We start from the raw sequence: 21,898 nt of genomic DNA on the forward strand, positions 1-21,898 counted from the left end.
TGGTGGACGTCGCACGGCGCCGACGTGCCCACCTGGGCCGCGGCGCCGATGCATGCCCCCCGCCTCGCATCGCGTGGTTCCGGCATGCCTGCGGCGCACCGTCCCCGACGAAAGGCTCCCCGTGTCCGCTGTTTCTCTCCTCCGCCGCATCTCCGCCCCGAAGAAGGCCATCGCCGGTGCCGCCCTGGCCGCCGCCACCGCCGGCTCCCTGTTCGCCGCCGCCCCCGCGCAGGCCGCGACCTCGACCTCCTCGGCGCAGGCGATCGCGAAGAAGATGATCTCGGACTCGGCCCAGTACGAGTGCTTCTCGAACATCGTCGACCACGAGAGCGACTGGAACCCCAACGCGACCAACGCCTCGTCCGGTGCCTACGGCCTCGTCCAGGCCCTCCCGGGCAACAAGATGGCCTCCGCCGGTTCCGACTGGAAGACCAACCCGGCCACCCAGATCAAGTGGGGCCTGGACTACATGAACGAGCGCTACGGCAGCCCCTGCGGCGCCTGGAACTTCTGGCAGGCCAACAACTGGTACTGAGCCACTGGCACTGAGCCACTGGTGCCGAGCCGACCTCGCCAGGCAGGACTGAAGGCGGCGGCCCCCGATCCCCGGGGCCGCCGCCTTCGCCATGCCCGGCCAGGACTGACCGGCAACCGTCTCGGGGGAGGCAGGAACGGGGCGTAGGGATAGGAGGTGCTCCTGCCTCCCTCGGGACGGGTCAGCCGGTGCTGACCCGTAGCTCCTTCACGCCGTTGATCCACGCCGAGCGCAGGCGGCGCGGGTCGCCGGCCAGCCGCAGGCCGGGCATGGCGTCGGCCACGGCGTTGAAGATGAGGTCGATCTCCAGGACCGCCAGGGACTTGCCCAGGCAGTAGTGCGGGCCGCCTCCGCCGAAGCCGAGGTGGGGGTTGGGGTCGCGGGTGATGTCGAAGGCGTCGGGGTTCTCGAAGACCTCGGGGTCGTGGTTGGCGGAGGCGTAGAAGATGCCGACCCGGTCGCCCTTCTTGATCAGCTTGCCGCCCAGCTCCGTGTCCTGCGTCGCCGTGCGCTGGAAGGAGACCACCGGCGTCGCCCAGCGCACGATCTCCTCGGCCGCCGTCCCGGGCCGCTCCCTCTTGTACAGCTCCCACTGCTCGGGGTGGGTGAGGAAGGCGTGCATGCCGTGGGTGATGGCATTACGAGTCGTCTCGTTGCCCGCGACCGCCAGCATCAGCACGAAGAACCCGAACTCGTCGGAGCGGAGGTTGCCCTCGTCCTCGGCCGACACCAGCGTCGTGACGATGTCCTTCGCCGGGCACTCCTTGCGGTCGGCGGCCATGTTCATCGCGTACGCGATGAGTTCCGTGGCCGACTCCTGCCCGACCTCCTCGGTGATGGCGTACTCGGGATCGTCGTACGAGATCATCTTGTTGGACCAGTCGAAGATCTTGGCCCGGTCGTCCTGCGGGATGCCGATGAGCTCGGCGATGGCCTGCAGGGGCAGTTCGCAGGCGACCTCGGTCACGAAGTCGAAGGGGCCCGAGTGCTCGCGGGCGTTCGCGGCGATCGTCAGCGCCCGCGTCCGCAGGCGTTCCTCCAGGGCGCGGATGGCACGCGGGGTGAACACCCGCTGGACGATCTGGCGGACCCGGGTGTGCTCGGGCGGGTCCATGTTCAGCAGGATCAACCGCTGGGCGTCGATCGCATCCCGCTCGATGTGCTCGTTGAAGCGGATGATCGCGGTGTTGAGGGTGGACGAGAACAACTCCGGGTGCGTCGACACGTACTTGACGTCCGCGTGCCGGGTCACCGCCCAGTAGCCCTCGTCCTGGAATCCGGCCACGTTGCCCGCCTGCGGGATCCAGCGGACCGGTTCGGCCCGGCGCAGCTCGGCGAACTCCGGGAGGGGTACGCGGTGGTGCAGCACATCGGGGTCGGTGAAGTCGAACCCGTCGGGAAGAGCTGGACAAGGCATCGGCGGCTCCAGTCATCTGAAGGCCATCTGACGGTCCATCAGAACAGGGACTGCCGCGAAGGTAGTAACGGGTTCTACAAGTGGCAAGAGGCGCGACACCCCGAATCCCGTGCGGAATTCGTGCAGATCTCCGCAGATCAAGCCTCCGGAGCGTGCACGACTCTTGCGGTGACGGACGTCACGTCAGCAGACTGCGAAGAGAACTAGAACACGTACTAGTTCCGGAGGAGTGCCGGAGAGAGCCGGAGAGCCGAGAGGACCCGCACCCATGGCTGCCGAACCCGTGATCGTCGAAGCCGTACGCACCCCCATCGGCAAGCGCGGCGGCGCGCTAGCCAACCTCCACCCCGCCTATCTCCTGGGCGAGACCTACCGCGAACTCCTGGGCCGCACCGGCATCCCCGCCGACTGCGTCGAGCAGATCGTCGGCGGCACGGTGACCCACGCCGGCGAGCAGTCCATGAACCCCGCGCGCACGGCCTGGCTGACCATGGGCCTGCCGTACGAGACGGCCGCGACGACGGTCGACTGCCAGTGCGGGTCCTCGCAGCAGGCCTCGCACATGACCGCCAACATGATCGCGGCGGGCGTCATCGACGTCGGGATCAGCTGTGGCGTCGAGGCGATGTCCCGGGTGCCGCTGGGCTCGGGCTCCAAGCACGGCCCCGGGAAGCCGTTCCCGGACGAGTGGAACGTCGACCTGCCGAACCAGTTCGAGGCGGCCGAGCGCATCGCCCGCCACCGCGGGCTGACGCGGGAGAACGTCGACTCACTGGGCCTGCTCTCCCAGGAACGGGCCGCCGCCGCCTGGGCCGAGGAGCGGTTCAAGCGTGAAACGTTCGCCGTCCAGGTCCCGACGACCGAGGAGGAGCAGCGCGCCGGGCAGGGCATGTGGCGACTGGTCGACAAGGACGAGGGCCTGCGCGACACGTCCATGGAGGCGCTGGCCGGCCTGAAGCCGGTCATGCCGACGGCCATTCATACGGCGGGCAACTCGTCGCAGATCAGCGACGGCGCGGCGGCGATCATGTGGGCGTCGAAACGGATGGCGCGTGCGCTGAAGCTGCGGCCGAGGGCGCGAATCGTGGCGCAGGCGCTGGTCGGCGCCGACCCGCACTTCCACCTCGACGGGCCGATCGACGCGACGAATGCGGTGCTGGGAAAGGCCGGGATGTCCCTGAAGGACATCGACCTCGTCGAGATCAACGAGGCCTTCGCGTCCGTGGTGTTGAGCTGGGCGAAGGTCTTCGAGCAGGACCTGGAGAAGGTCAACGTCAACGGCGGTGCGATTGCGCTCGGGCACCCGGTGGGGGCCACCGGGGCTCGGCTGATCACGACCGCGCTTCATGAACTGGAGCGGATGGACAAGGAGTTCGCGCTGGTGACGATGTGCGCCGGGGGTGGGTTGGCCACCGGCACGATCATTCAGCGGCTGTAGCCGAGGTCCAGTTCACGAAGGTGGAGAACGCGGCGGGGTCGAGGGTGAGGATCGGTCCCGCCGGGTTCTTGGAGTCGCGGATGGCGATAACGCTTGTGGCTTCGGCAACTTCTACGCAGTTGCCGCCCTCATCACCGCTGTAGCTGGACTTACGCCACTGGATCCCCGTCAGAATCTCGGTGCTCTCCATAACGCTCCTCCATTACGCGCCGGATCAACTCCGCCGAGTCCTTGATGGAGAGTGCGGCGGCTTGCAGATGATCGTAACGGAGCGAGCACTTCTTGACGGTCTCCGGGTTAGCGGTTGGATGCCCGCTGCCGCCGTATCCCTCCGTGTAAACAATGGTCGGGTCACTCGCAAAGCGGTAGACGTCGAACGAGCCTTGCAGACCCGCATGCGCACCGGCCGAGAACGGCAGCACCTGGATGTTGATCCGGGGATTGTCCTCGAAGGACAACAGGTGGGCGAGTTGGTCCCGCATGGTCTCGCGGCCGCCGATTTCCTGGCACAGCGCGGCCTCGCTGAGGATCGCCCAGAAGACCGGGGGCTCCTCCTTTTCGAAGATGCGCTGACGAGCGAGCCTTACGGCGGTGCGGTCCTCCAGGTCGGTCTTGTCGAGGACGCCGAGCACAGCACTCGCGTAGGCCCTGGTCTGAAGGAGGCCATGCACCATGTGCGTCCCGAAAGAGCAGATCTCCACTGCCCGCGCTTGCAACTCCGCCACCTGCTGAAACCAGGCCGGAAGTTGACTACGCATCACCAGCTCATGCAACCGAGACAGCGCCCCGCCCGTCCCCAGCGCGATATCCACGCGCTCACTGAACTGCAACGTGGGCAGCTTCCGTGCCGTCTCGATCTGGCCGACCAGCGACCCGGTGCAGTAGACGATGCCCCCGAGCTCCTTCTGGGTCAGCCCGGCGGCCTCGCGGTACCGCCGTAGCTCGAAGCCGTAGTAGTCCAGTGGCGAGGCGCCCGGGTCGAGGGTGTTGATGTGGGTCACGCAGAGCCCCCTCTCACGCAACTGGGCCCACTTCGGGACCCGTTGTATCTGTTCCGTAGCCCAAAGTAACCGTCCCGGGTCACGCTCGTACCGTGAACGAATACTTTCCCCCCACCTACCTGGCCCCCTTCCGGGCCCAGTACCGCCTGTCCCTCACCGTCGGCACCCACTCGGCCCGGCACATCCGCGCCATCGCCCGCTCGCTGCTCGACGAGTGGGGGATGCGCGAGCTGACCGACACCGTGGAGCTGGCCGTGACCGAGCTGGTCGCCAATGTCGTACGGCATGTTCCGGACCGGCGGTGTGAGGTGCTGGTGCTGCGGCGGGCGGGTGGGGTGCGGGTCGAGGTGACGGACGGCTTCGGTCAACTGCCCGCGTATGCCCCGCAGTCGGGGCCCGAGGACGAGGGCGGCCGGGGCCTCGTCCTGCTGGACGCAACGGCAGACAAGTGGGGTGTGGATCCTGTGTCAGGGGGTGGCAAGGCGGTGTGGTTCGAATGCTGGTGCAGAAGTAGGTGAGAGTGCCGGAACCGAGACCGGAAGACCTATGGGCGCAGGTGCTGTCGCCTGTGCTGCGCTCGCCCGAACTGGAGAGCCGGACAGAGCCGGAATGTCCGAGGATCAGCTGAGAGCTTCCGCGGAAGAGAAGCGCGGCCGCATTCCCTTCGGCACGGCCGACACCCTGGCCCGCTCCACACTCCAACACGTGTGAACCGCTTGGTCGTTGTCCGCCCTGCCGCCCATCCCCCCTGTCTAGAGTGAAGCGACGTACGAGGCTCGGGGGATCAAGGCGATGGCGCGAATCGTCGGTGTGCACGGCGTGGGCAAGCAGGGGCTGGGCGGCAACACGCTGCTGAAGGACTGGGAGCCGGCACTCGCCGACGGCCTCGACCGGGCGGGAAGCCCGCCGCTCGGTGCAGGTGAGTTCCGGATGGCCTTCTACGGCGACCTGTTCCGCCCTCCGGGCCACACCCTCGCCGTCGGGGACCCCATGTTCACCCCGGACGACGTCGACGAGGGCTTCGAGAGCGAGCTGCTCCTGGAGTGGTGGGCGGAGTGCGCCCGGACCGATCCTGCCGTGCCACCGCCCGGTGCGACGGACACGCTGGCCCGTTCACCGAGGGCCGTACAGACGGCACTACGGGTACTGCAGCACTCTCGCTTCTTCGCCGATGTGTCCCTGCGGGCCCTCGTGTTCGACCTCAAGCAGGTGCGTCGCTATCTGACGGACGACGGCTTACGGGCCGCGGCTCGCGCCCGTGTGGAGGAGGCGATCGGGCCGGACACCCGGGTCGTCGTCGCGCACTCGCTGGGCTCGGTCGTGGCGTACGAGGCGCTGTGCGCGCGGTCCGGCCACCAGGTGCGGGCGCTGGTGACGCTGGGGTCGCCGCTGGGGATGCGGATGGTGTTCGACCGGCTGCGTCCTGAACCGGGCGGCTGGCCGGGCACGTCGGCGTGGACGAACGTCGTCGACGCGGGTGATGTGGTGGCGGCGGTGAAGGACCTGTCGCTGTTCTTCGGGACGGGGGTGACGGGGAAGGCCGTCCACAACGGCTCGCACGCGCACGACGCCACGCTGTACCTGACGGCGAAGGAGACCGGCGAGGCGGTGGCGGAAGGGCTGGCGGAGGGTCCGGCATGAGCGACGGTACGGCCCCCGGGGACGGCGGCCCGCGCCGCTTCCTGATCGCCACCGCGGTCAGCCGCTACCCGCACGCCCCGGAGTGGGACCGGCCGGGGCTGGCCGAGGCGCGCCGCAGGATCGTCGACCTGTTCACGACCAAGCTCGGCTACGAGCACGTCTCCGACCTGGGCGCCAACCCGACACAGCAGCAACTGCTCTGGGAGCTGAGGGAGTTCTGCCGCTCACCGGAGCGCCGGGCCGACGACATCCTGGCGGTGTACATCGCCGGGCACGGTGAGCTGCTCGACAACGACGAGTACGTACTCCTGACGTCGGACACCCACCCCGACGACCTGTACGACGCCCTGCCACCGAGCACACTGGCCCGGAAGATCCTCGCCGGGACGAAGGTACGGCGGCTGCTGCTGATGCTGGACACCTGCTTCTCCGGGCAGGGCGGCAATGAACTGCTCGTCTCCATGGCGAAGTTGAAGGGCAACTGGCGCGAGCGGGACGCCGGCCTGGCGGTGATCACGTCGGCGCAGCCGAGCCAACTCGCGCGGACGGGGGCCTTCCCCGAGTTGCTCACGGACGCGGTCACGAGCCTGGCGACGGCGGGCTGCACACCGGCGCTGCTGTCCCTGGACGCGGTGGTCAACGCCACGGCCAAGAACCCCTCACGCCCCGACTTCCAGCACATCGGCCTGGAGATCATCGGCCTCACCGGCGAGATCCCGCCCTTCCTGCCCAACGCCAAGCACAGCAATCGGCTGTCCCACACCGACATGGCCCTGCAACAGGCGGCGGAGTGGGACGAGCAGGACAGGCGGCGGGACGTGGAGTTCCGGACGCGGTTGCTGCGGCGGGCGATGGGGCACCGGGACGAGGACCGGGTGGGGTGGTGGTTCTCGGGGAGGCATCGGGCGCTGCGCGACATCACGGCGTGGCTCGGTGAACTGCCGGACGACCGGCCCGCGTTGGTGGTCACGGGCGACCCGGGGTCGGGCAAGACGGCGGTGCTGGGGCTGTTGGCCGCGGTGAGCGACCCGGAGTACCGGCGGACGGTGCCGTTGGAGGGTCTGGGGCTGCGCCCGGAACTGCTGCCGCCCCCGAAGGCCATCCGTACGGCGGTCTACGCCCAGAGCCTCACCGATCAGCAAGTGGTCCAGGCGCTGGCCGCCGCACTGCGGTTGCCGCCGGTGGAGGCGGTGGCGGAGCTGCTGAACCAGCTGAACGCGGGGCCGGAGCCCGACCGTCCCCGGGTGGTGCTGATCGACGGCCTGGACGAGGCGGTGACGCCGGGATCGCTGTGCAACCAGGTGCTGCGACCGCTCATGGAACTGGCCGGGACCCGCCTGAGGCTGCTGCTGGGCACCCGGCCTCATCTCCTGGCTCCGCTGGCCGTGGAGCGGGCGGACCATGTCGACCTCGATGCGCCCCGGTACGCCGACCCGCAGGCCGTACTGGCCTACGCGGTCCGCAACTTGATCGACGCGCATCCCAAGTCGCCGTATCCGGACTGCGAGAACGGTCTGCGGCTCGGGGTCGCACGGGCCGTCGCCGCGGCAGCGGGCCACTCCTTCCTCGTCGCGCGCATCACGGCCGGCACGCTGGCGGCGACGCCCACGCTCCCCGACCCGGAGGATCCCGACTGGCTCGGATCGCTCCCGAGCGCTGCCGCCGACGCCATGCACCGCGACCTGCATCAGCGGTTCGGCGAGGGCGCCCAGCGGATCCTCGACCTGCTGCGGCCGCTGGCGTACGCCGAGGGGCAGGGGCTGCCGTGGGAGGACATCTGGGCGCCGCTCGCCTCGGAGGTGTCGGGGCGGCGGTACACCAACGAGGACCTGCATCAGTTGCGGCGGGATGCGGGCGCGTATGTGGTGGAGGCCGTCGAGGACGGGCGGTCGGTGTACCGGCTGTACCACGAGGCGATGGCGGAGTACCTGCGGCAGGGGTGGGACTCCGGGCAGGCGCACCGTGCCTTCACCGTCGGGCTGCGGCGAACCGTGCCGTACCGGATCGACGGTTCGCCGGACTGGGGGCGGGCCCATCCCTACGCACTGCGGCACCTCGCCGTCCATGCCGCCCACGCGGGCCTGCTCGACGGACTGGTCACCGAGCCCGAGTACCTCGTGCACGCCGACGCCGACACGCTGATGCTGCTCCTGCTGAAGGTCAGCGGCGACGCCGCCCGGCTGCACGCCGCCGTGTACCGGGCGTCCATCCAGGTCCATCGCCATCTCGACGCGGTCGGCCGTCGCGGAATCCTCGCCCTGGACGCCGCTCGCCACAACGAACCGTCCCTGCTGAAGGCGTTCGGCAGCGGGGTGGCCGAGCGGGCGTGGAGACCCGTCGTCGCATCCGGTTCGCTGCTGGCCGACAACCTGCTCAACGCCTTCACGGTCCCGGCCTGGGGCGGTGGCGCAGCGGCCTGCACGGTCGTCGACGGCCGCGAAGTCGTCGTCACCGGGACGATGGACATGAGCCTGATGGTCTGGGATCTGGCCACCGGCCAACCCCTCGGCAGACCCATGACCGGCCACACCAGGAAGGTGCACGCGCTGGCGTGCACGACGCTGAACGGCCGCCCGGTAGCCGTCAGCGGATCGGGCGACGAGACGGTCCGCGTCTGGGACCTGGCCGCCTGCGTGCCGGTGGGCAGGCCCATGACCGGCCACACCAACAAGGTGGACTCGGTGGCCTGCACGACACTGAACGGCCGTCCGGTCGCCGTCACGGGCTCGGAGTCACTACGGATCTGGGATCTGGCCACCGGTGAACCGCTGGGCAGGCCGATCGACGTCGGCGGCCGGGTGAGTGCGTTGACGGTTGCCATGACGCATGACGGCCCCGTCGCCGTCACGGGCACCACGAACGCACGGGTACGCGTGTGGGACCTGGCGAGCGGCCTGGAACGCGGTGAGCTGGAGGGCGCCGAGCGCATCTATGTGAGGGCGTTGGCGAGTACGGAACTGGACGGCAACCCGGTTGTCGTCGCCCTGGCACAGGGCAAGAAGTCGCACCTGTGGGATCTGGAGACACGTCGGTGCCTGGCAACGTTCGAGGCGCGCGACTCACTTGCGTACGCCTTGGCGTGTACGCAGGTGGAGGGCCGTCCCGTCGCCGTCGCCAGTTCACTGGACCGGACCCTGGCGGTCTGGGATCTGAAGGACCGCCGACGGGTGGGAGTCTTCGGGAACGCCAGTGATGCCGCCATGTCGTTGGCCTGCACGTCGCTGGCCGGGCGACCGGTCGCGGTGTGCGGTTCGCTCGACGTCGTCCGGGTCTGGGACCTGTCCGTCTCACGGCCCTTGGGCCGACCCGTGACCGGCCACATTCGGCGGGTCGCTGCCGTGGACGTCGGCGAGTTGAACGGACGGCCGGTCTTCGTCACCGGCTCCCACGACCAGACGGTCCGGCTCTGGGATGCGAGCACCGGCTCGCCCATCGGTGAGCCCATGGAGGGCCACCGGCACAACGTGCGGTCCGTGGCCTGCGCCACGGTGCACGGTCGGCCCGTCGCCGTCACCGCCTCCCTGGACGGCCGGGTGCGGGTCTGGGACCTGGAACGACAGGCCGCGCATGTCCACCTCACCGAAGACCTCCGTGACCTTGTGACCAGCGTGACGTGCGACGTCCTGGACGGCCGTCCGGTCGCCGTCGGCGGTGGGCAGCACGACAGCGTGTGGACGTGGGACCTCGAAACCGGGAAGCCGCTGTACCTGCCACTCGGCTCCGCCGTGGGAGCGCGCCGGGCGATGGCATCCACCGTCGTGGCCGGTCGCCTGATCGCGATCACCTCGGGCGAGGGGGTGACACGGTTCTGGGACCTGGCCGATCGTCGCTCGATCGCCGAGATCCAGCACAGTGCCGTGGCCATCGCGTGCGGCGAGATCGGTGGCCGCCCCGTGGTGGTGACCTCCGGCAGGGACGCCACCGTGCAGGTGCGGGACCTCGGCACGGGCCGTCTCCTCGGCCCGCCGATGACCGGCCACAGCAAACCCGCGCACTCCGTGAGATGCGGAAGTCTGGACGGCCGTCCGGTCGCCGTGACCTGCTCCCTCGACGACACGGTCCGGATCTGGGACCTGGAGAGCTGCACCCCGGTCGGCCGCGTCCACGTCCCCGGGGTCTCGGAAGCCGTGCTCCTCGCCGACACCGGCCGCCTGGTCTGCGCCTTCGGCAACGACGTAGCCGTCTTCGCCCGCCAGTAAACGCTTCCCCCCCAATTCGGCGTCTTCGGTCACGTGGCCCAAGCCGAACAGCTCACCCGCGCCAGACCCGGGCAGCCGGCACCCCCTGCCCAGGCGCGTCCGCCCCTGCTGCGCACGATCTGGGCCCGCCACCGCGTCCCTCTCCTCGCCACGCTCCCCTTCCTCCCCCTCTACGCGCTCTGGTGGGCCTTCCTGGCCACCGGCGGCGGCGACCTGGCCGCCCAGTACGCCTGGGCCGGCTTCGCGGCGCGGCACGGCGACTCGGCCTACAACCTGTTCTGGTACGGCGGCACGCACACCGCCAACTACAGCCTGATCTCCCCGTACCTGATGGCGGGCCTCGGTGTCCGCGCGGTCACCGTCGTCTCCGGTCTGGTGGCCTCGTGGCTGGCGGCCGTCCTGCTCACCCGCGTCGAGGGGCTCCACAGACCCCTCGGCCCGGCGGTCCTCGCGTCCCTGGCGCTGTGGTGCAACGTGGCCTCCGGACGCACCACCTTCGCGCTCGGTGTCGCCTTCGGGCTCGGCGCCTGCCTGGTGCTCACCGGCCGGCGGCGTATCGTCCCGGCCGCCGCCTGCGCCGCCCTCGCGACCATGGCCAGCCCCGTGGCAGGGCTGTTCGTGGCGGTCGTGGGGGCCGCGTTCCTCCTCACCCGGGACTGCGCACGCGCCCTCGCCCTGCTCGTGCCGCCCGCGGTGACCGTCGGCGTGACCAACCTCCTCTTCCCCTTCAAGGGCGAGCAGTTGATGTTCGCGGACCGTGTCTGGCAGCCCGCCCTCCTCGGTCTGGCCGTCACGTTCCTCGCCCCGCGCACCTGGCGGGTCGCCCGCTGGAGCGGTGTCGTCTACGCGGCCGGGGTCGTCCTGACGTATCTCATCGCCTCCCCCGTCGGCACGAACGTCGAGCGTTTCGCCGAACTGTTCGCGCCCGCCGCCCTGCTGGCCGTTCTGCTGGCCCGGCCCACTCTCGCCGGGTTCCGCCGGAAGCTGCTCGTCGTCGCGCTGGTCCTCTCCGTCGGCTGGGTCGGCAAGAAGACCGGTGACGATCTGTACGTCTCCACGAGAGTGCCCGCCTGGGCCGTCGAGACCCACGGTGTGATCCGCGCCCTCGACCGCCTCGGTGCCGACCGCACCCGCGTGGAGGTCGTCCCGGCCCGCAACCACCGCGAGGCCAGCGGGCTCGCCCCGCACGTCAACATGGCCCGCGGCTGGAACCGGCAGCTCGACATGGAGCGGGCCCGGCTGTTCTATGACGGGACGTTCTCCGCGGCGACCTACCGGAAGTGGCTGGATCGCTGGGCCGTCGGGTACGTCGTCCTCCCGCTCGGCAAGCCCGACGGGTACGCCAAGGACGAGGCCCGGCTCGTGCGCGATCACCGGCCCGAGTGGCTGGAGCCCGTGTGGCAGGACGCGCACTGGCGGGTGTTCCGGGTGCGGGACGCCGTGCCGCTGGTGTCCGGGCCCGCGAGCATCGTGTCGACGTCCGGCGCCGATGTCGTCGTACGGATGCCGCGGGCGGGGACCGCCACCGTGCGGATCGCCCACTCGCCGTGGCTGCACGTCGACGGCGGCGGGTGCCTCGCTGCGCAGGGCGAGTTCACCGAGCTCAGTGTCTCCGCGCCCGGCGATTACCGGATCAGCTCGGAGTACGGTCCTTCGCCGGAGCCCGGGAGCCGCTGCTGACCTTCTCGGCTTCCGACGCCACCACGCGGGCGCGCGGGCCCTGGAGCAGGTACGTCATCCCGAAGCCGGCGCCCACGACCAGCGCGCCGCCGACCGCGTCCAGCACCCAGTGGTTGCCGGTGACGACGATCGCGGTGACCGTGAACAGCGGGTGCAGCAGGCCCAGGGCCTTCATCCACCATCTGGGGGCGAGGACGAGGATCACCAGGCCGCACCACAGGGACCAGCCGAAGTGCAGGGACGGCATGGCCGCGTACTGGTTGGTGAGCTCGGTGAGGGTGCCGTAGTCGGGGCGGGAGAAGTCCTGCGGGCCGTGGACGGTGTCGATGAAGCCGAGGCCGGGCATCAGGCGGGGCGGGGCGAGCGGGTAGAGCCAGAAGCCGATCAGGGCGAGGACGGTGGCGAAGCCGATCGCGGAGCGGGCCCAGCGGTAGTCGACGGGCCGGCGCCAGTAGAGGACGGCGAGTATGGCGAGCGGGACGCCGAAGTGGAACGACTCGTAGTAGAAGTCGAAGAAGTTCCGCAGCGAGTCGACCTGCACCACCGCGTGGTTGGCCCAGTACTCGATGTCGATGCGCAGGGCGCGTTCGACGGAGTGGATCTCCTCGCCGTGCTCCTCCGCGGTGACCCGGCCGGCCGAGTTGGAGCCACCGGCCGCGGCGAGCCGGATCTGGGCATAGGCGTAGTAGGTGACCCGGATCAGCAGCAGCTCGAAGAGCAGGTTGGGGCGGCTGATCACCCGGCGCAGGACCGGAGCGAGCGGGAGGTGCCGGAAGCGGGCCGGTACCCGGTCCGCGTACCGGGTCGGGATCGGTGTCTGCCAGTACGGCGACGTGCGGGACAGGAACGGCACGACGGCCGCGGTGGCGAGCGCGGCCAGCAGGACGAGGTCGGCGCGCAGGGGCTGCAGGAGCAGCTTGTCCGGCACCATCATCTTCGCCGGCAGCGTCATGATGAGCACGATCGCGACCGGCCACACATACCGGTCGGAGGCCCGTCTGCCCACCTGGCCGACGACGGCGAGCAGCACCCACAGCAGCTGGTGCTGCCAGGCGGTGGGCGAGATGACGATCGCCGCGCAGCCGGTGATCGCCACGGCGAGGAGGAGCTGTCCGTCGTGGGCATAGCGCACGGCACGGCGCAGGGCGAGGACGGCGACGGCGGCGCCGAGGAGCAGGAAGAGGGCGATCTCCAGCGGGCCGGTCAGCCCGAGCCGGAGCAGGGCGCCGTGCAGGGACTGGTTGCCGAGGTCGTCGGCGCGCCCGCCGAGGCCGACGCCGGCCAGGTGGTGGACCCAGTAGGTGTACGAGTCGTGCGGCATCGCCACCCAGGCGAGCCCCGTGGACCCGGTGAACGTGGCCCCCGTGGACAGCGCGGCCCGACGGCGGCCGGTGAGCAACAGCAGCGGGGTGAACAGCAGCAGCGTCGGCTGGAGGGCTGCCGCGAGGCCGATGAGCACGCCGCTGGCGCGCTCGCCGCGCAGGGCGAAGCAGCCGAGCAGGACGAGCAGGACCGGCATGATGCTGGTCTGGCCGAGATAGAGGGTGTTGCGCACCGGCAGCGACAGCATGAGCAGGGTGATCGCGACGGGCGCGGCGAGCAGGGAGGTGCGCCGGCTGACCGGCTGGGGCAGCGCGCGGGCGGCGACCAGGCCGAGGGCGACGACGAGCAGCAGCGTGCCGAAGGTCCAGCCCCAGCCGAGGGCCTGCTCGGCGGCGCGGGTCAGCGGTTTGAGGACGAGCCCGCCGAACGGCGTCCCGGTGAACTGCGTCGAGTCGTAGAGCGAACCGTTCACATGCAGGACGCCGTGCGGACCGACCCAGGTCTCCAGATCCGTCAGCCGCTCCCCGCTCGGGGTACTGAGGACGACGGCCACCTCGCGGGCGGCGAGTATCGCGACGATCAGCCACAGCCCGAGCCGCGCGACGCGCACCCGTGCCTGTACCGCACCGACGGCCGTAGCTCCTCCCAGCGCCTGCGCCGGTCGCCCACCGTGCTCCGCTTTCGCCACGCCTCGTCGGCCTCCCGCCCCGCCTCGTCCCACAGGGCACTTGCGTCAGGAATCCTTACGAACGCTATGGGGCTCGTACCCCCGGGTGAGAGACGCAGGCAACCCCCGATTCACCTGACGTCCGCTCCCCTTTTGCCCGATTGACGATAGTCCGGGGTCGGTTCGCCCGCCTCCGGTGGGTCGCCGCCGATATGCGCCTTCCCGTGGCAGGGCGGAATGGATCACACGGCAGGGCGTATCGCTCACATCGCGGAACTCGGCCCCCGGAACCGGATCACCCGCCGTACCGTCTGAAGCCCTGGCGTCGACGCGCCGGAGGGACGTGCGGGAATGGAGGGGCTGCGCGCGATGGCGGAGTGGGAGTTACTGCGGGACCGGGTCCGCCGACGCCCTCGCGGCCGCGTCCTCACCGTCGCCCTGGCGCTGCTCGCCCTCCAGCTCGGCCAGCTCGTGGCACCCGCGTGGGCGTGCGGCTGCGGGGCCATGGTGCCGGGCGACGCCGGGCGGGTGACGGTCGGCCGCGAGGAGTCCGTCGTGCGGTGGGACGGCCGGCGGGAGCAGGTCGTGATGCGGCTGACCGTCGGCGGGGACGCCGAGCGCGTCGCGTGGATCATGCCGGTGCCGCGGCGGGCGACGGTCCGCCTCGGCGACCCCGGACTCTTCGACGAACTGCACGACGTCACGACCCCCGTGCACCGCGAGCGCCGCCACTTCTGGCCCCAGGACGGCGACTGGCCCCTGCTGACCGGCGACGGCACCGCCGCCGGACCGCCCCCGCCCTGGGCCGGCGCCGGACCGCCCGTGAGCGTCGTCGGCCGGCAGCGCCTCGGCCCCTTCGACGTGGCCCGGCTGACGGCCACCGACCCCGGCGCCCTGGACGGCTGGCTGGACAGCAACGGCTTCGCCCTGCCGCCCCGCCTCGACGACGCCCTGCGCCCGTACGTCCAGAAACGCTGGGAGTACGTGGCCGTGAAGCTGACCCCGCAGACCACGGGCACCCCCCTCACCGGCACCCTCGACCCCCTCCACCTCACCTTCCGGACGGACGAGCCGGTCTACCCGATGCGCCTGTCCCGCCTCGCCGACACACCCCAGTCCCTCGGCCTGTACGTCCTGGCCGCACACCGCATGGAACCGGCCTCCCGCATCGGCGGCGAACGCCCCCGCGTCACCTACGCCGGACGAGTGACGGCGAAGACCGGCCCACTGGCCGAACTGGCGGCGGGCACGCCCTTCCTCACCGCGATCGGCCAGGAGTTCCCGCGTCCCGAGCGGATCTCCGGCGACCACGTACTGCGCCGGGCGCCGGCCGACGACACCTTCCAGCAGGTGATCTACGAGGACCGGCTGCGCACCGTGGCCGGGCTCCCGGCGTGGCTGCTGACGGTGACCGGCGGCCTCGCCCTGGCCGTGGCGACGGCGGCCACCCTGGCCGTACGACGCTCCCGGCGCCCCGGCACAGCGCCTCCCACACCACCACTCCCGCCACCACCCCCGCCCCCGGCGCAGCTACCTGCATCCGGCGCCGAAATCGACCATCCTGGAGTCGCGGACCGGGAACAGGGGTAGTTAGCGCATCTAACTACCCGTACGAAAGGCAAGGCGATGAGCGAGTCTCAGCTCTGGGACGACGTCGACCAGTACTTCTCCGCCCACCTCTCACCGGACGACGACGTCCTGCAGGCGGCCCTGCGCGACAGCGAGGCGGCGGACATCCCGATGATCAGCGTCACCGCCCCCCAGGGCAAGCTCCTCCAGCTCCTCGCCGAGATCCAGGGCGCCCGCAACATCCTGGAGATCGGCACGCTCGCCGGCTACAGCACCATCTGGCTGGCCCGCGCCCTGCCCGCGGACGGCCGCCTGATCTCGCTGGAGTACGACCCCAAGCACGCCGAGGTCGCCACCCGCAACATCGCGCGGGCCGGCCTGGACAAGATCGTCGAGGTGCGGCTCGGCGCGGCCCTGGAGTCGCTGCCCAAGCTGGCCGACGAGAACCCGGCCCCCTTCGACCTGGTCTTCATCGACGCCGACAAGGTCAACAACCCGCACTACATCGAGTGGGCCCTCCGGCTCACCCGCACCGGCAGCCTGATCGTCGTGGACAACGTGGTGCGCGGCGGCCGGGTCACCGACGCCGCCAGCACCGCGCCGGACGTCCAGGGCACCCGCGCCGCGATCGAACTGATCGGCAGCCACCCGAGGTTGACCGGCACGGCGGTCCAGACGGTGGGCAGCAAGGGCTACGACGGCTTCGCGCTGGCCCGCGTGCTGTAGCCCCCGGCGGCTCAAGCCTCGTGGTAGAAGCCGACGTTGACGCTGCGGGGTGCGGTCCGGTCCAGGACGACGATCTCGCCGCTGCCGCCCCTCGGCAGCGGCACCGTCCCGCCGTACGCGATCGGCTGGGCGTAGTCCCCCACGGTCAGCCGCACCTCGGAGGACGGGTCGGCCTGCGAGCCGCGCAGCCAGGTCACCTGCCAGCCGCCGTCGGGCCCGCACAGGAACTCCAGATGGACCCGCGAGACGAACAGCCAGTCGTCCGGCGTCGACAGCCGGCACACCGACTTGTCGCGGCCCACCCGCAGCACGGCGCCCGGCTCGCTGGGTGCGTCGGCCATGAGCATGCCGGCCGTGGCACCCTCGTCCGCCGCGGACACGGCGGCCATGGTGAGTTCGAGCACGTGCGCCCCTCCTGAAACATCCTGGTACGGAAGCCGTTTGGCCACCGCGCCCGCATGATAAATCGCCCGGCACCGCCGCGTCCGGCACAATGAACTCATGACCGAGCGAAAGCCTCCCGGCGTCCCGTTCGAGTCCTGGGTCGACAAGCAGATCCACGACGCACAGGCGCGCGGCGACTTCGACAGACTGCCCGGCACCGGCGAACCGCTGCCGAGCGACCTGGAAGCTCCGTACGACGAACTGTGGTGGGTCAAGCGCAAGATGGCCCGTGAGGGCCTGTCGGTCCTGCCCCCGGGCCTGGCGCTGCGCAAGGAGGCGGAGGACGCCCTGACGGCGGCGTACGCGGCCCCGTCGGAACGAACGGTCCGCAAGATCATCACCGACGTCAACGCCAAGATCCGCGACATGCTCCTGAAGCCCCCGCCCGGCCCGCCGCTGGGCAGGAAACCGTACGACGTGGAAGAGGTCGTACGGGAGTGGCGCGAGCGCCGGGAGGGGCGCCGGGCGCCGGGCGAGGCGGAAGCGTCAGAAGTATCCGGTGTGTCAGGTGTGCCGAATACGGCAGGTACGCCGAATACGGCAGGTACACCTCAGATGCGTAGCAGCCGTTCCGCCAGTTCCCGGTAGTCGCGCAGGGCGAGGCGGAGCTGCTCGGTGTCGAAGGTCTCGGCGCTGTTGGCGGTCTTGTCGGTCCCGTCGGTCCGGTCGGTCCCGTCGGCCTCGTCGCTCTCGTCGATGGACCGCGTGGACTGCCAGGACGCGCGCAGGGTGCGGCGGCGCTCGGTCATCGCCTCGGTGAACCGACCGACGAGGTCCTCGACCACGTGATCGGCCTCCTCGACGGCGGCCCGCGGTTGATCGACGAAGCGGGACACCGCCTGCTGCACGCGCAGTTCGAGCTTGTCGTGCTCCTCATGGCCGAGGAGCGGTGCGGCTTTCGTGACATCCGGCATCGCTGTCAACTCCCCACCATGGGCCGCTTGTCGGGCGCCCGCATCAGATCCTCGAACAGCGCGCGCCCCTCGATCAGCGCCTCGCGCATCTCCTCCGTACCGGGCCCGTCCTCGGGTGCGTGCGCGACGCGGTGCACGTGCCGGTAGCCCTGCACATGGTCCGCGTGGTGCACGGAGAGGGCGGAGAGCTGCTCCTCGTACTGCGCCCCGTCCGGGAACCCGCGGGCCCGCGCCAGGTCGGCGAGCAGCCGGTCGGCCTCCCCGACGGCCTCGCGGGGCGCGTCGACGAAGTGCTCCTGGGCCGCCGCCCAGCGCGCCTCGAACCGCTCGACCTCGGTCGGCTCCAACGCCCGCTCGCGCAGCCCGCCGTGCCGCTCGACTCGCTGGGCGAGCTCACGCTCGGCGGCCTGGGCGTCCCCATCGTGCCGGGCCACGGCCCGCTCGTATTCGGGCCCGAAGCGCCGCTTCAGGCCCCTGCTGCCCCGCGTACCCCGGGCACGCAGAGCCAGGGCGGCCGCGCCGAGCACGACGACGGCCGCCACGATCACGATCAGAATGATCACGCCTGTGGACATATGTGCCGGGTTGCCCCGAGCACGCTCCTCAAACGGCCCTGAATTCCGCCGCATCGGCGTGTCGATTCGGCCGGCCCCCGATCGACGTGAAGGTGAAGGGACATCAGATCAAGCCGTACGGACATGAGGAGAAGGAACCATGAGCGAGGTCATCGCACAGCTGTCGGTGTCGCTGGACGGGTACCTCACGGGCCCCGACGCGGGCCGCGAGCATCCGCTGGGCATCGGCGGTGAACGCCTGCACCAGTGGGTGTTCGGCCTGCGCAGCTGGCGCGGGCAGCAGGGCATCAAGGGCGGGACGGGCGGTCCGGAGGACGACCTGGTCGCCGAGTGGATCAAGCGCCTCGGCGCGGTCGTCATGGGGCACGGCATGTTCACGTCCGGCGAGGAACCGTGGGGCGAGAACCCGCCCTTCCGCATGCCGGTGTACGTCGTCACCCACCACCCCCGTGAGCCCCTCGTCAAGGAGGGCGGCACGGTGTTCCACTTCATCACCGAGGGCCCCGAGCGCGCCCTCGCCCTGGCCCGTGAGGCGGCGGGCGACAAGGACGTCTCGCTGGCGGGCGGGGCGGACCTGGTGCAGCAGTTCATCCGCGCCGGCCTGCTGGACGAACTGCTCCTGCACGTCGTACCGGTCCTGACCGGCGCGGGCGGACGACGCCTGTTCGACAACGTGGGCGACAAACAACTCGAGTGGCGCAAGACCCAGGTCCTGGACGCCCCGGACGCGACCCATATTCGCTTGCGGGCCCGCTAGTTCCCCCACCGAGAATGACGGCCATGACCTGGACCGTCACCCCGGAACCCCCCGACTCCTCCGTCGCCGCCGCGCTCTGGCGGGCGTACTACACGGAGGTCAGCGACCGCTACTACCTCCTCCACGAGGGGCACCGCACCGACCCGGCCGAGCTGGAACGCGAGATCGCCGCCGACGCGGGTGCCGAACTCACGCCGCCCAAGGGCCAGTTGCTGATTGCCCGTTACGCGGGCGAGCCGGCCGGTTCCGTCGGCGTCAGGCTGCTGGACGCGGACACCGCGGAGCTCACGCGGGTGTTCGTCCACGAGTCCGTGCGCGGCAAGGGTGGCGGGCGGGTCCTGGTACGGGCGGCAGAGGACACGGCCCGCGCGTTCGGTGCCACCCGTCTGATCCTCGACACCCGCCACGACCTGGTGGAGGCGCGCGCCCTGTACACCCACCTCGGCTACGAGGAGACGGCCCCGCACAACGACGGCGTGTACGCCGAGCACTGGTTCAGCAAGACGCTGCGCTGACTCGGGCCACATTGGTCTCGCCCCCGCCGCCCCTACCCGTCCCGTCCCTGGGGGCTGCCGCCCCCAGACCCCCGCTTCGGCCCGAAGGGCCTCGTCCTCAAACGCCGGACGGGCTGAAATGCCTGGGCCGGCGTCGAGAGGCGGCCGCGTACCCCCACGGCGCGGCACCCGCGTACGGCGGCAAGGGGACGTGCCGGGGGGTGTCCGCCCGCAGTGGCCGGCGTCAACACGCAGCACCTCCCGGCCTAAGTCCAACCGCCGGTCCGAGGACGGACACCCCCCGGCACGGCCCCGACCCACAACCCACCCGCAGGCGCTACGCGCACCCCCACCAAAGCCGCACAGGCCGCCGCAGGCACCCCACATCCCACCCGCACCCTCAACCGCCGGAGGCAGGCTGCTCCCGATCCGACCCGCACAGCTCCTCGTTCAGCTCCCTCACCAGCTGGATCAGATCGGTAGGCCGATCCGGCCCCCACCAGTCCCCCAGCAAATCGGCCAGCGACTCCTCCCGCACCCGCGCCAACCGCTCGGCAACCTCCCGCCCCGTGTCGGTCAGCACAAGGTCGAGCCCCTCGCGCACGGCCAGCCGCCGCCCCTCCACCTGCCGGGCCGCATCGAGGACGACGGTCAGCGGCACCGCGCTGCGCTCCGCGAGCACCGCCGGCTCCACCCAGCCGTACTTCTTGATCCGCAGCAGCAGCCAACTGGCCGCGGGCAGCAGGTCGTACCCGGCCCGCTGCGTGATCTCCCGGTACACCTCCCGCCGCCCCTCCCGCGTCCCGAGCACCGACAACGCCCGGCACACCTCGTCGTACGACGACCGCTCGACCGGATTGCTGGCCAGCGTCTCGGTGACGTCGGGCGCGGTCACGGACCCCCGCAGCTTGTCCTCCCGGAGGAACCAGGCGAGCACGAAGCCGACCAGCGCGACGGGCGCGGCGTACAGGAACACGTCCGTGATCGAGGACGCGTACGCCTGCAACGCCTCCGGCCGCAGCGCCGCCGGCAGTTCCGCGATGTCCCGCGGATCCGCCTCCAGCCCCTCCAACGAGACACCGGGCGGCAGCCGAACCCCCCGGAACGCCTCCACGAGCATGTCGTCGAGCCGGCCCGCGAAGACCGTGCCGAAGATGGCGACGCCGAACGAGGCCCCGATGGACCGGAAGAACGTCGCCCCGGAGGTGGCGACGCCGAGATCCTCGTACGACACGGCGTTCTGCACGATCAGCACGAGCACCTGCATGACCAGCCCGAGCCCCAGCCCGAACACGAAGAAGTAGACGCTCATCTCACCGGTGGAGCTGTCCATGTCGAGCTGATGCAACAGCAGCAGTCCCAGCACGGTGACCCCGGTTCCGGCGATCGGGAACACCTTCCACCGCCCGGTACGGCTGACGATCTGCCCGGACGCCGTAGACGCCAACAGCATGCCGACCACCATCGGCAGCATGTGCACCCCGGACATCGTCGGACTGACCCCCTGCACGACCTGCAGAAACGTCGGCAGATAGGTCATCGCGCCGAACATCGCGAACCCGACGATGAAGCTGATGACAGCGGACAGACTGAAAGTCCGCACCCGGAACAGCTTCAGCGGCAGAACAGGCTCGGCGGCCGTCCGCTCCACGACCACGAACGCGACGGCGAGCACGACCCCGAGCAGCGCCAGCCCGACGATCTGCACCGACCCCCAGTCCCACGTCGTCCCCCCGAGGGACGCCACCAGCACCAGACAGGTGGCGACGGACGCGATGAGGAACGTACCGAGGTAGTCGATGACATGCCGCGTCGCCTTGTGCGGAATGCGCAGCACACCGGCGATGACGACGAGCGCGACGACCCCGACCGGCAGGTTGACGTAGAACACCCACCGCCAGCTCAGATGCTCGGTGAACACCCCGCCCAGCAGCGGCCCCAGCACACTGCTCGCCCCGAACACCGCACCGAACAGCCCCTGGTACCGCCCCCGTTCCCGAGGCGGGACGATGTCCCCGACGATCGCCATGGACAGCACCATGAGCCCGCCGCCCCCGAGCCCCTGAACGGCCCGGAACGCGATGAGCTGAGCCATGTCCTGCGCCATGCCGCACAGCGCGGACCCGACGAGAAAGATCACGATCGCGATCTGGAAGAGCCGCTTGCGCCCGTACTGGTCACCGAGCTTGCCCCACAGCGGAGTCGCGGCGGTGGACGCCAGCAGATACGCGGTCACGACCCACGACAGATGCTGCAGCCCGCCGAGGTCGCTGACGATGGTCGGCAGCGCGGTCGACACGATGGTCTGGTCGAGGGCGGCGAGCAGCATGCCGAGAAGCAGCGCGCCGATGGAGACGAGGACGTTGCCGGGCACGTTCTCGTGCGTCTCGACTCCCCGCCGCGGGGGCTGCGCGTCACGCACATTTCCCGTCTTACCGTGCGCATCCCCGCCCATGAAGACCTCCCGAGCCTGTCGTCACACCTCCCAAGGGAAGGTCACTACATCCACCATCGTGAT

The 21,898-nt window shown here is 70.7% G+C and carries 18 protein-coding genes and 1 pseudogene; 11 read left to right on the top strand and 8 right to left on the bottom strand.

Features of this window, described 5'->3' with window-relative positions:
• The first annotated feature begins 121 nt into the window (after positions 1-121).
• A complete protein-coding gene (locus tag ABD932_RS09590) occupies positions 122-535 on the top strand; it encodes an aggregation-promoting factor C-terminal-like domain-containing protein (protein WP_345010669.1) in 414 nt (137 codons plus the stop codon).
• Between the two features lie 181 nt (positions 536-716).
• Here ABD932_RS09590 and ABD932_RS09595 read toward each other — a convergent pair whose 3' ends face one another.
• Positions 717-1,952, bottom strand: a complete 1,236-nt coding sequence (locus ABD932_RS09595; RefSeq protein WP_345010671.1) for a cytochrome P450 — start codon at positions 1,950-1,952, stop codon at positions 717-719.
• Positions 1,953-2,220: 268 nt separating this feature from the next.
• Here ABD932_RS09595 and ABD932_RS09600 point away from each other — a divergent pair, with 268 nt between their 5' ends.
• Positions 2,221-3,390, top strand: a complete 1,170-nt coding sequence (locus tag ABD932_RS09600; protein ID WP_345010673.1) for a steroid 3-ketoacyl-CoA thiolase — start codon at positions 2,221-2,223, stop codon at positions 3,388-3,390.
• Here the strand turns inward: ABD932_RS09600 and ABD932_RS09605 are convergent.
• Together ABD932_RS09605 and ABD932_RS09610 are read right to left on the bottom strand one after the other, a co-directional pair.
• Positions 3,374-3,580 (bottom strand): DUF397 domain-containing protein, encoded by a 207-nt coding sequence (locus ABD932_RS09605; RefSeq protein WP_345010675.1) that lies wholly within the window; start codon positions 3,578-3,580, stop codon positions 3,374-3,376. The two genes, ABD932_RS09600 and ABD932_RS09605, sit on opposite strands and share 17 nt — an antisense overlap.
• Positions 3,540-4,391, bottom strand: coding sequence for a helix-turn-helix domain-containing protein (locus ABD932_RS09610; protein ID WP_345010677.1), 852 nt, complete (start codon positions 4,389-4,391; stop codon positions 3,540-3,542). The genes ABD932_RS09605 and ABD932_RS09610 overlap by 41 nt, the downstream gene beginning before the upstream one ends.
• 92 nt (positions 4,392-4,483) lie before the next feature.
• On the opposite strand from ABD932_RS09610, the gene ABD932_RS09615 reads away from it, so the two are divergent.
• From ABD932_RS09615 to ABD932_RS09630, 4 genes are all read left to right on the top strand, one after another.
• Positions 4,484-4,909, top strand: a complete 426-nt coding sequence (locus ABD932_RS09615) for an ATP-binding protein (RefSeq protein WP_345010679.1) — start codon at positions 4,484-4,486, stop codon at positions 4,907-4,909.
• Positions 4,910-5,183: 274 nt separating this feature from the next.
• The gene (locus ABD932_RS09620) at positions 5,184-6,032 is read left to right on the top strand and encodes a hypothetical protein (RefSeq protein ID WP_345010681.1); all 849 of its coding nucleotides are present in this window, start codon (positions 5,184-5,186) and stop codon (positions 6,030-6,032) included.
• Complete coding sequence (locus ABD932_RS09625; protein ID WP_345010683.1) at positions 6,029-10,231, top strand: AAA family ATPase; 4,203 nt, start codon at positions 6,029-6,031, stop codon at positions 10,229-10,231. Before ABD932_RS09620 ends, ABD932_RS09625 begins: the two co-directional genes overlap by 4 nt.
• A gap of 33 nt (positions 10,232-10,264) precedes the next feature.
• The gene (locus tag ABD932_RS09630) at positions 10,265-11,911 is read left to right on the top strand and encodes a hypothetical protein (protein ID WP_425587431.1); all 1,647 of its coding nucleotides are present in this window, start codon (positions 10,265-10,267) and stop codon (positions 11,909-11,911) included.
• On the opposite strand, the gene ABD932_RS09635 is transcribed toward ABD932_RS09630, so the two are convergent.
• On the bottom strand, positions 11,865-13,922 hold the full coding sequence (locus ABD932_RS09635) for a bifunctional glycosyltransferase 87/phosphatase PAP2 family protein (RefSeq protein ID WP_345010685.1): 2,058 nt from the start codon (positions 13,920-13,922) through the stop codon (positions 11,865-11,867). The two genes, ABD932_RS09630 and ABD932_RS09635, sit on opposite strands and share 47 nt — an antisense overlap.
• Positions 13,923-14,252: 330 nt before the next feature.
• On the opposite strand from ABD932_RS09635, the gene ABD932_RS09640 reads away from it, so the two are divergent.
• Positions 14,253-15,491, top strand: coding sequence for a DUF2330 domain-containing protein (locus ABD932_RS09640; RefSeq protein ID WP_345010687.1), 1,239 nt, complete (start codon positions 14,253-14,255; stop codon positions 15,489-15,491).
• A 36-nt stretch (positions 15,492-15,527) separates the two neighbouring features.
• Positions 15,528-16,196 (top strand): O-methyltransferase, encoded by a 669-nt coding sequence (locus ABD932_RS09645; protein ID WP_345010689.1) that lies wholly within the window; start codon positions 15,528-15,530, stop codon positions 16,194-16,196.
• Positions 16,197-16,207: 11 nt separating this feature from the next.
• On the opposite strand, the gene ABD932_RS09650 is transcribed toward ABD932_RS09645, so the two are convergent.
• A complete protein-coding gene (locus ABD932_RS09650; protein ID WP_345010691.1) occupies positions 16,208-16,600 on the bottom strand; it encodes an FHA domain-containing protein in 393 nt (130 codons plus the stop codon).
• 97 nt (positions 16,601-16,697) lie between these two features.
• Between ABD932_RS09650 and ABD932_RS09655 the strand changes: the two are divergent.
• A pseudogene (locus ABD932_RS09655) lies at positions 16,698-17,102 on the top strand (DnaJ family domain-containing protein); the annotation flags it as partial.
• An 89-nt stretch (positions 17,103-17,191) separates the two neighbouring features.
• Here the strand turns inward: ABD932_RS09655 and ABD932_RS09660 are convergent.
• Together ABD932_RS09660 and ABD932_RS09665 are read right to left on the bottom strand one after the other, a co-directional pair.
• Complete coding sequence (locus ABD932_RS09660; protein ID WP_425587432.1) at positions 17,192-17,554, bottom strand: hypothetical protein; 363 nt, start codon at positions 17,552-17,554, stop codon at positions 17,192-17,194.
• 5 nt (positions 17,555-17,559) lie between these two features.
• Entirely contained in the window at positions 17,560-18,129 is a 570-nt protein-coding gene (locus ABD932_RS09665) for a hypothetical protein (RefSeq protein ID WP_345010692.1), read from the bottom strand.
• 139 nt (positions 18,130-18,268) lie between these two features.
• Here ABD932_RS09665 and ABD932_RS09670 point away from each other — a divergent pair, with 139 nt between their 5' ends.
• Both ABD932_RS09670 and ABD932_RS09675 read left to right on the top strand, forming a co-directional pair.
• A complete protein-coding gene (locus tag ABD932_RS09670; protein ID WP_345010694.1) occupies positions 18,269-18,886 on the top strand; it encodes a dihydrofolate reductase family protein in 618 nt (205 codons plus the stop codon).
• Positions 18,887-18,909: 23 nt separating this feature from the next.
• Complete coding sequence (locus tag ABD932_RS09675; RefSeq protein ID WP_345010696.1) at positions 18,910-19,401, top strand: GNAT family N-acetyltransferase; 492 nt, start codon at positions 18,910-18,912, stop codon at positions 19,399-19,401.
• A gap of 379 nt (positions 19,402-19,780) precedes the next feature.
• Here the strand turns inward: ABD932_RS09675 and ABD932_RS09680 are convergent, their stop codons facing one another.
• Positions 19,781-21,835, bottom strand: coding sequence for an MDR family MFS transporter (locus ABD932_RS09680; RefSeq protein WP_345010698.1), 2,055 nt, complete (start codon positions 21,833-21,835; stop codon positions 19,781-19,783).
• Between the last annotated feature and the right edge of the window lie 63 nt (positions 21,836-21,898).

The sequence above is a fragment of the Streptomyces shaanxiensis genome (assembly GCF_039537145.1).
Lineage (GTDB): Bacteria > Actinomycetota > Actinomycetes > Streptomycetales > Streptomycetaceae > Streptomyces > Streptomyces shaanxiensis.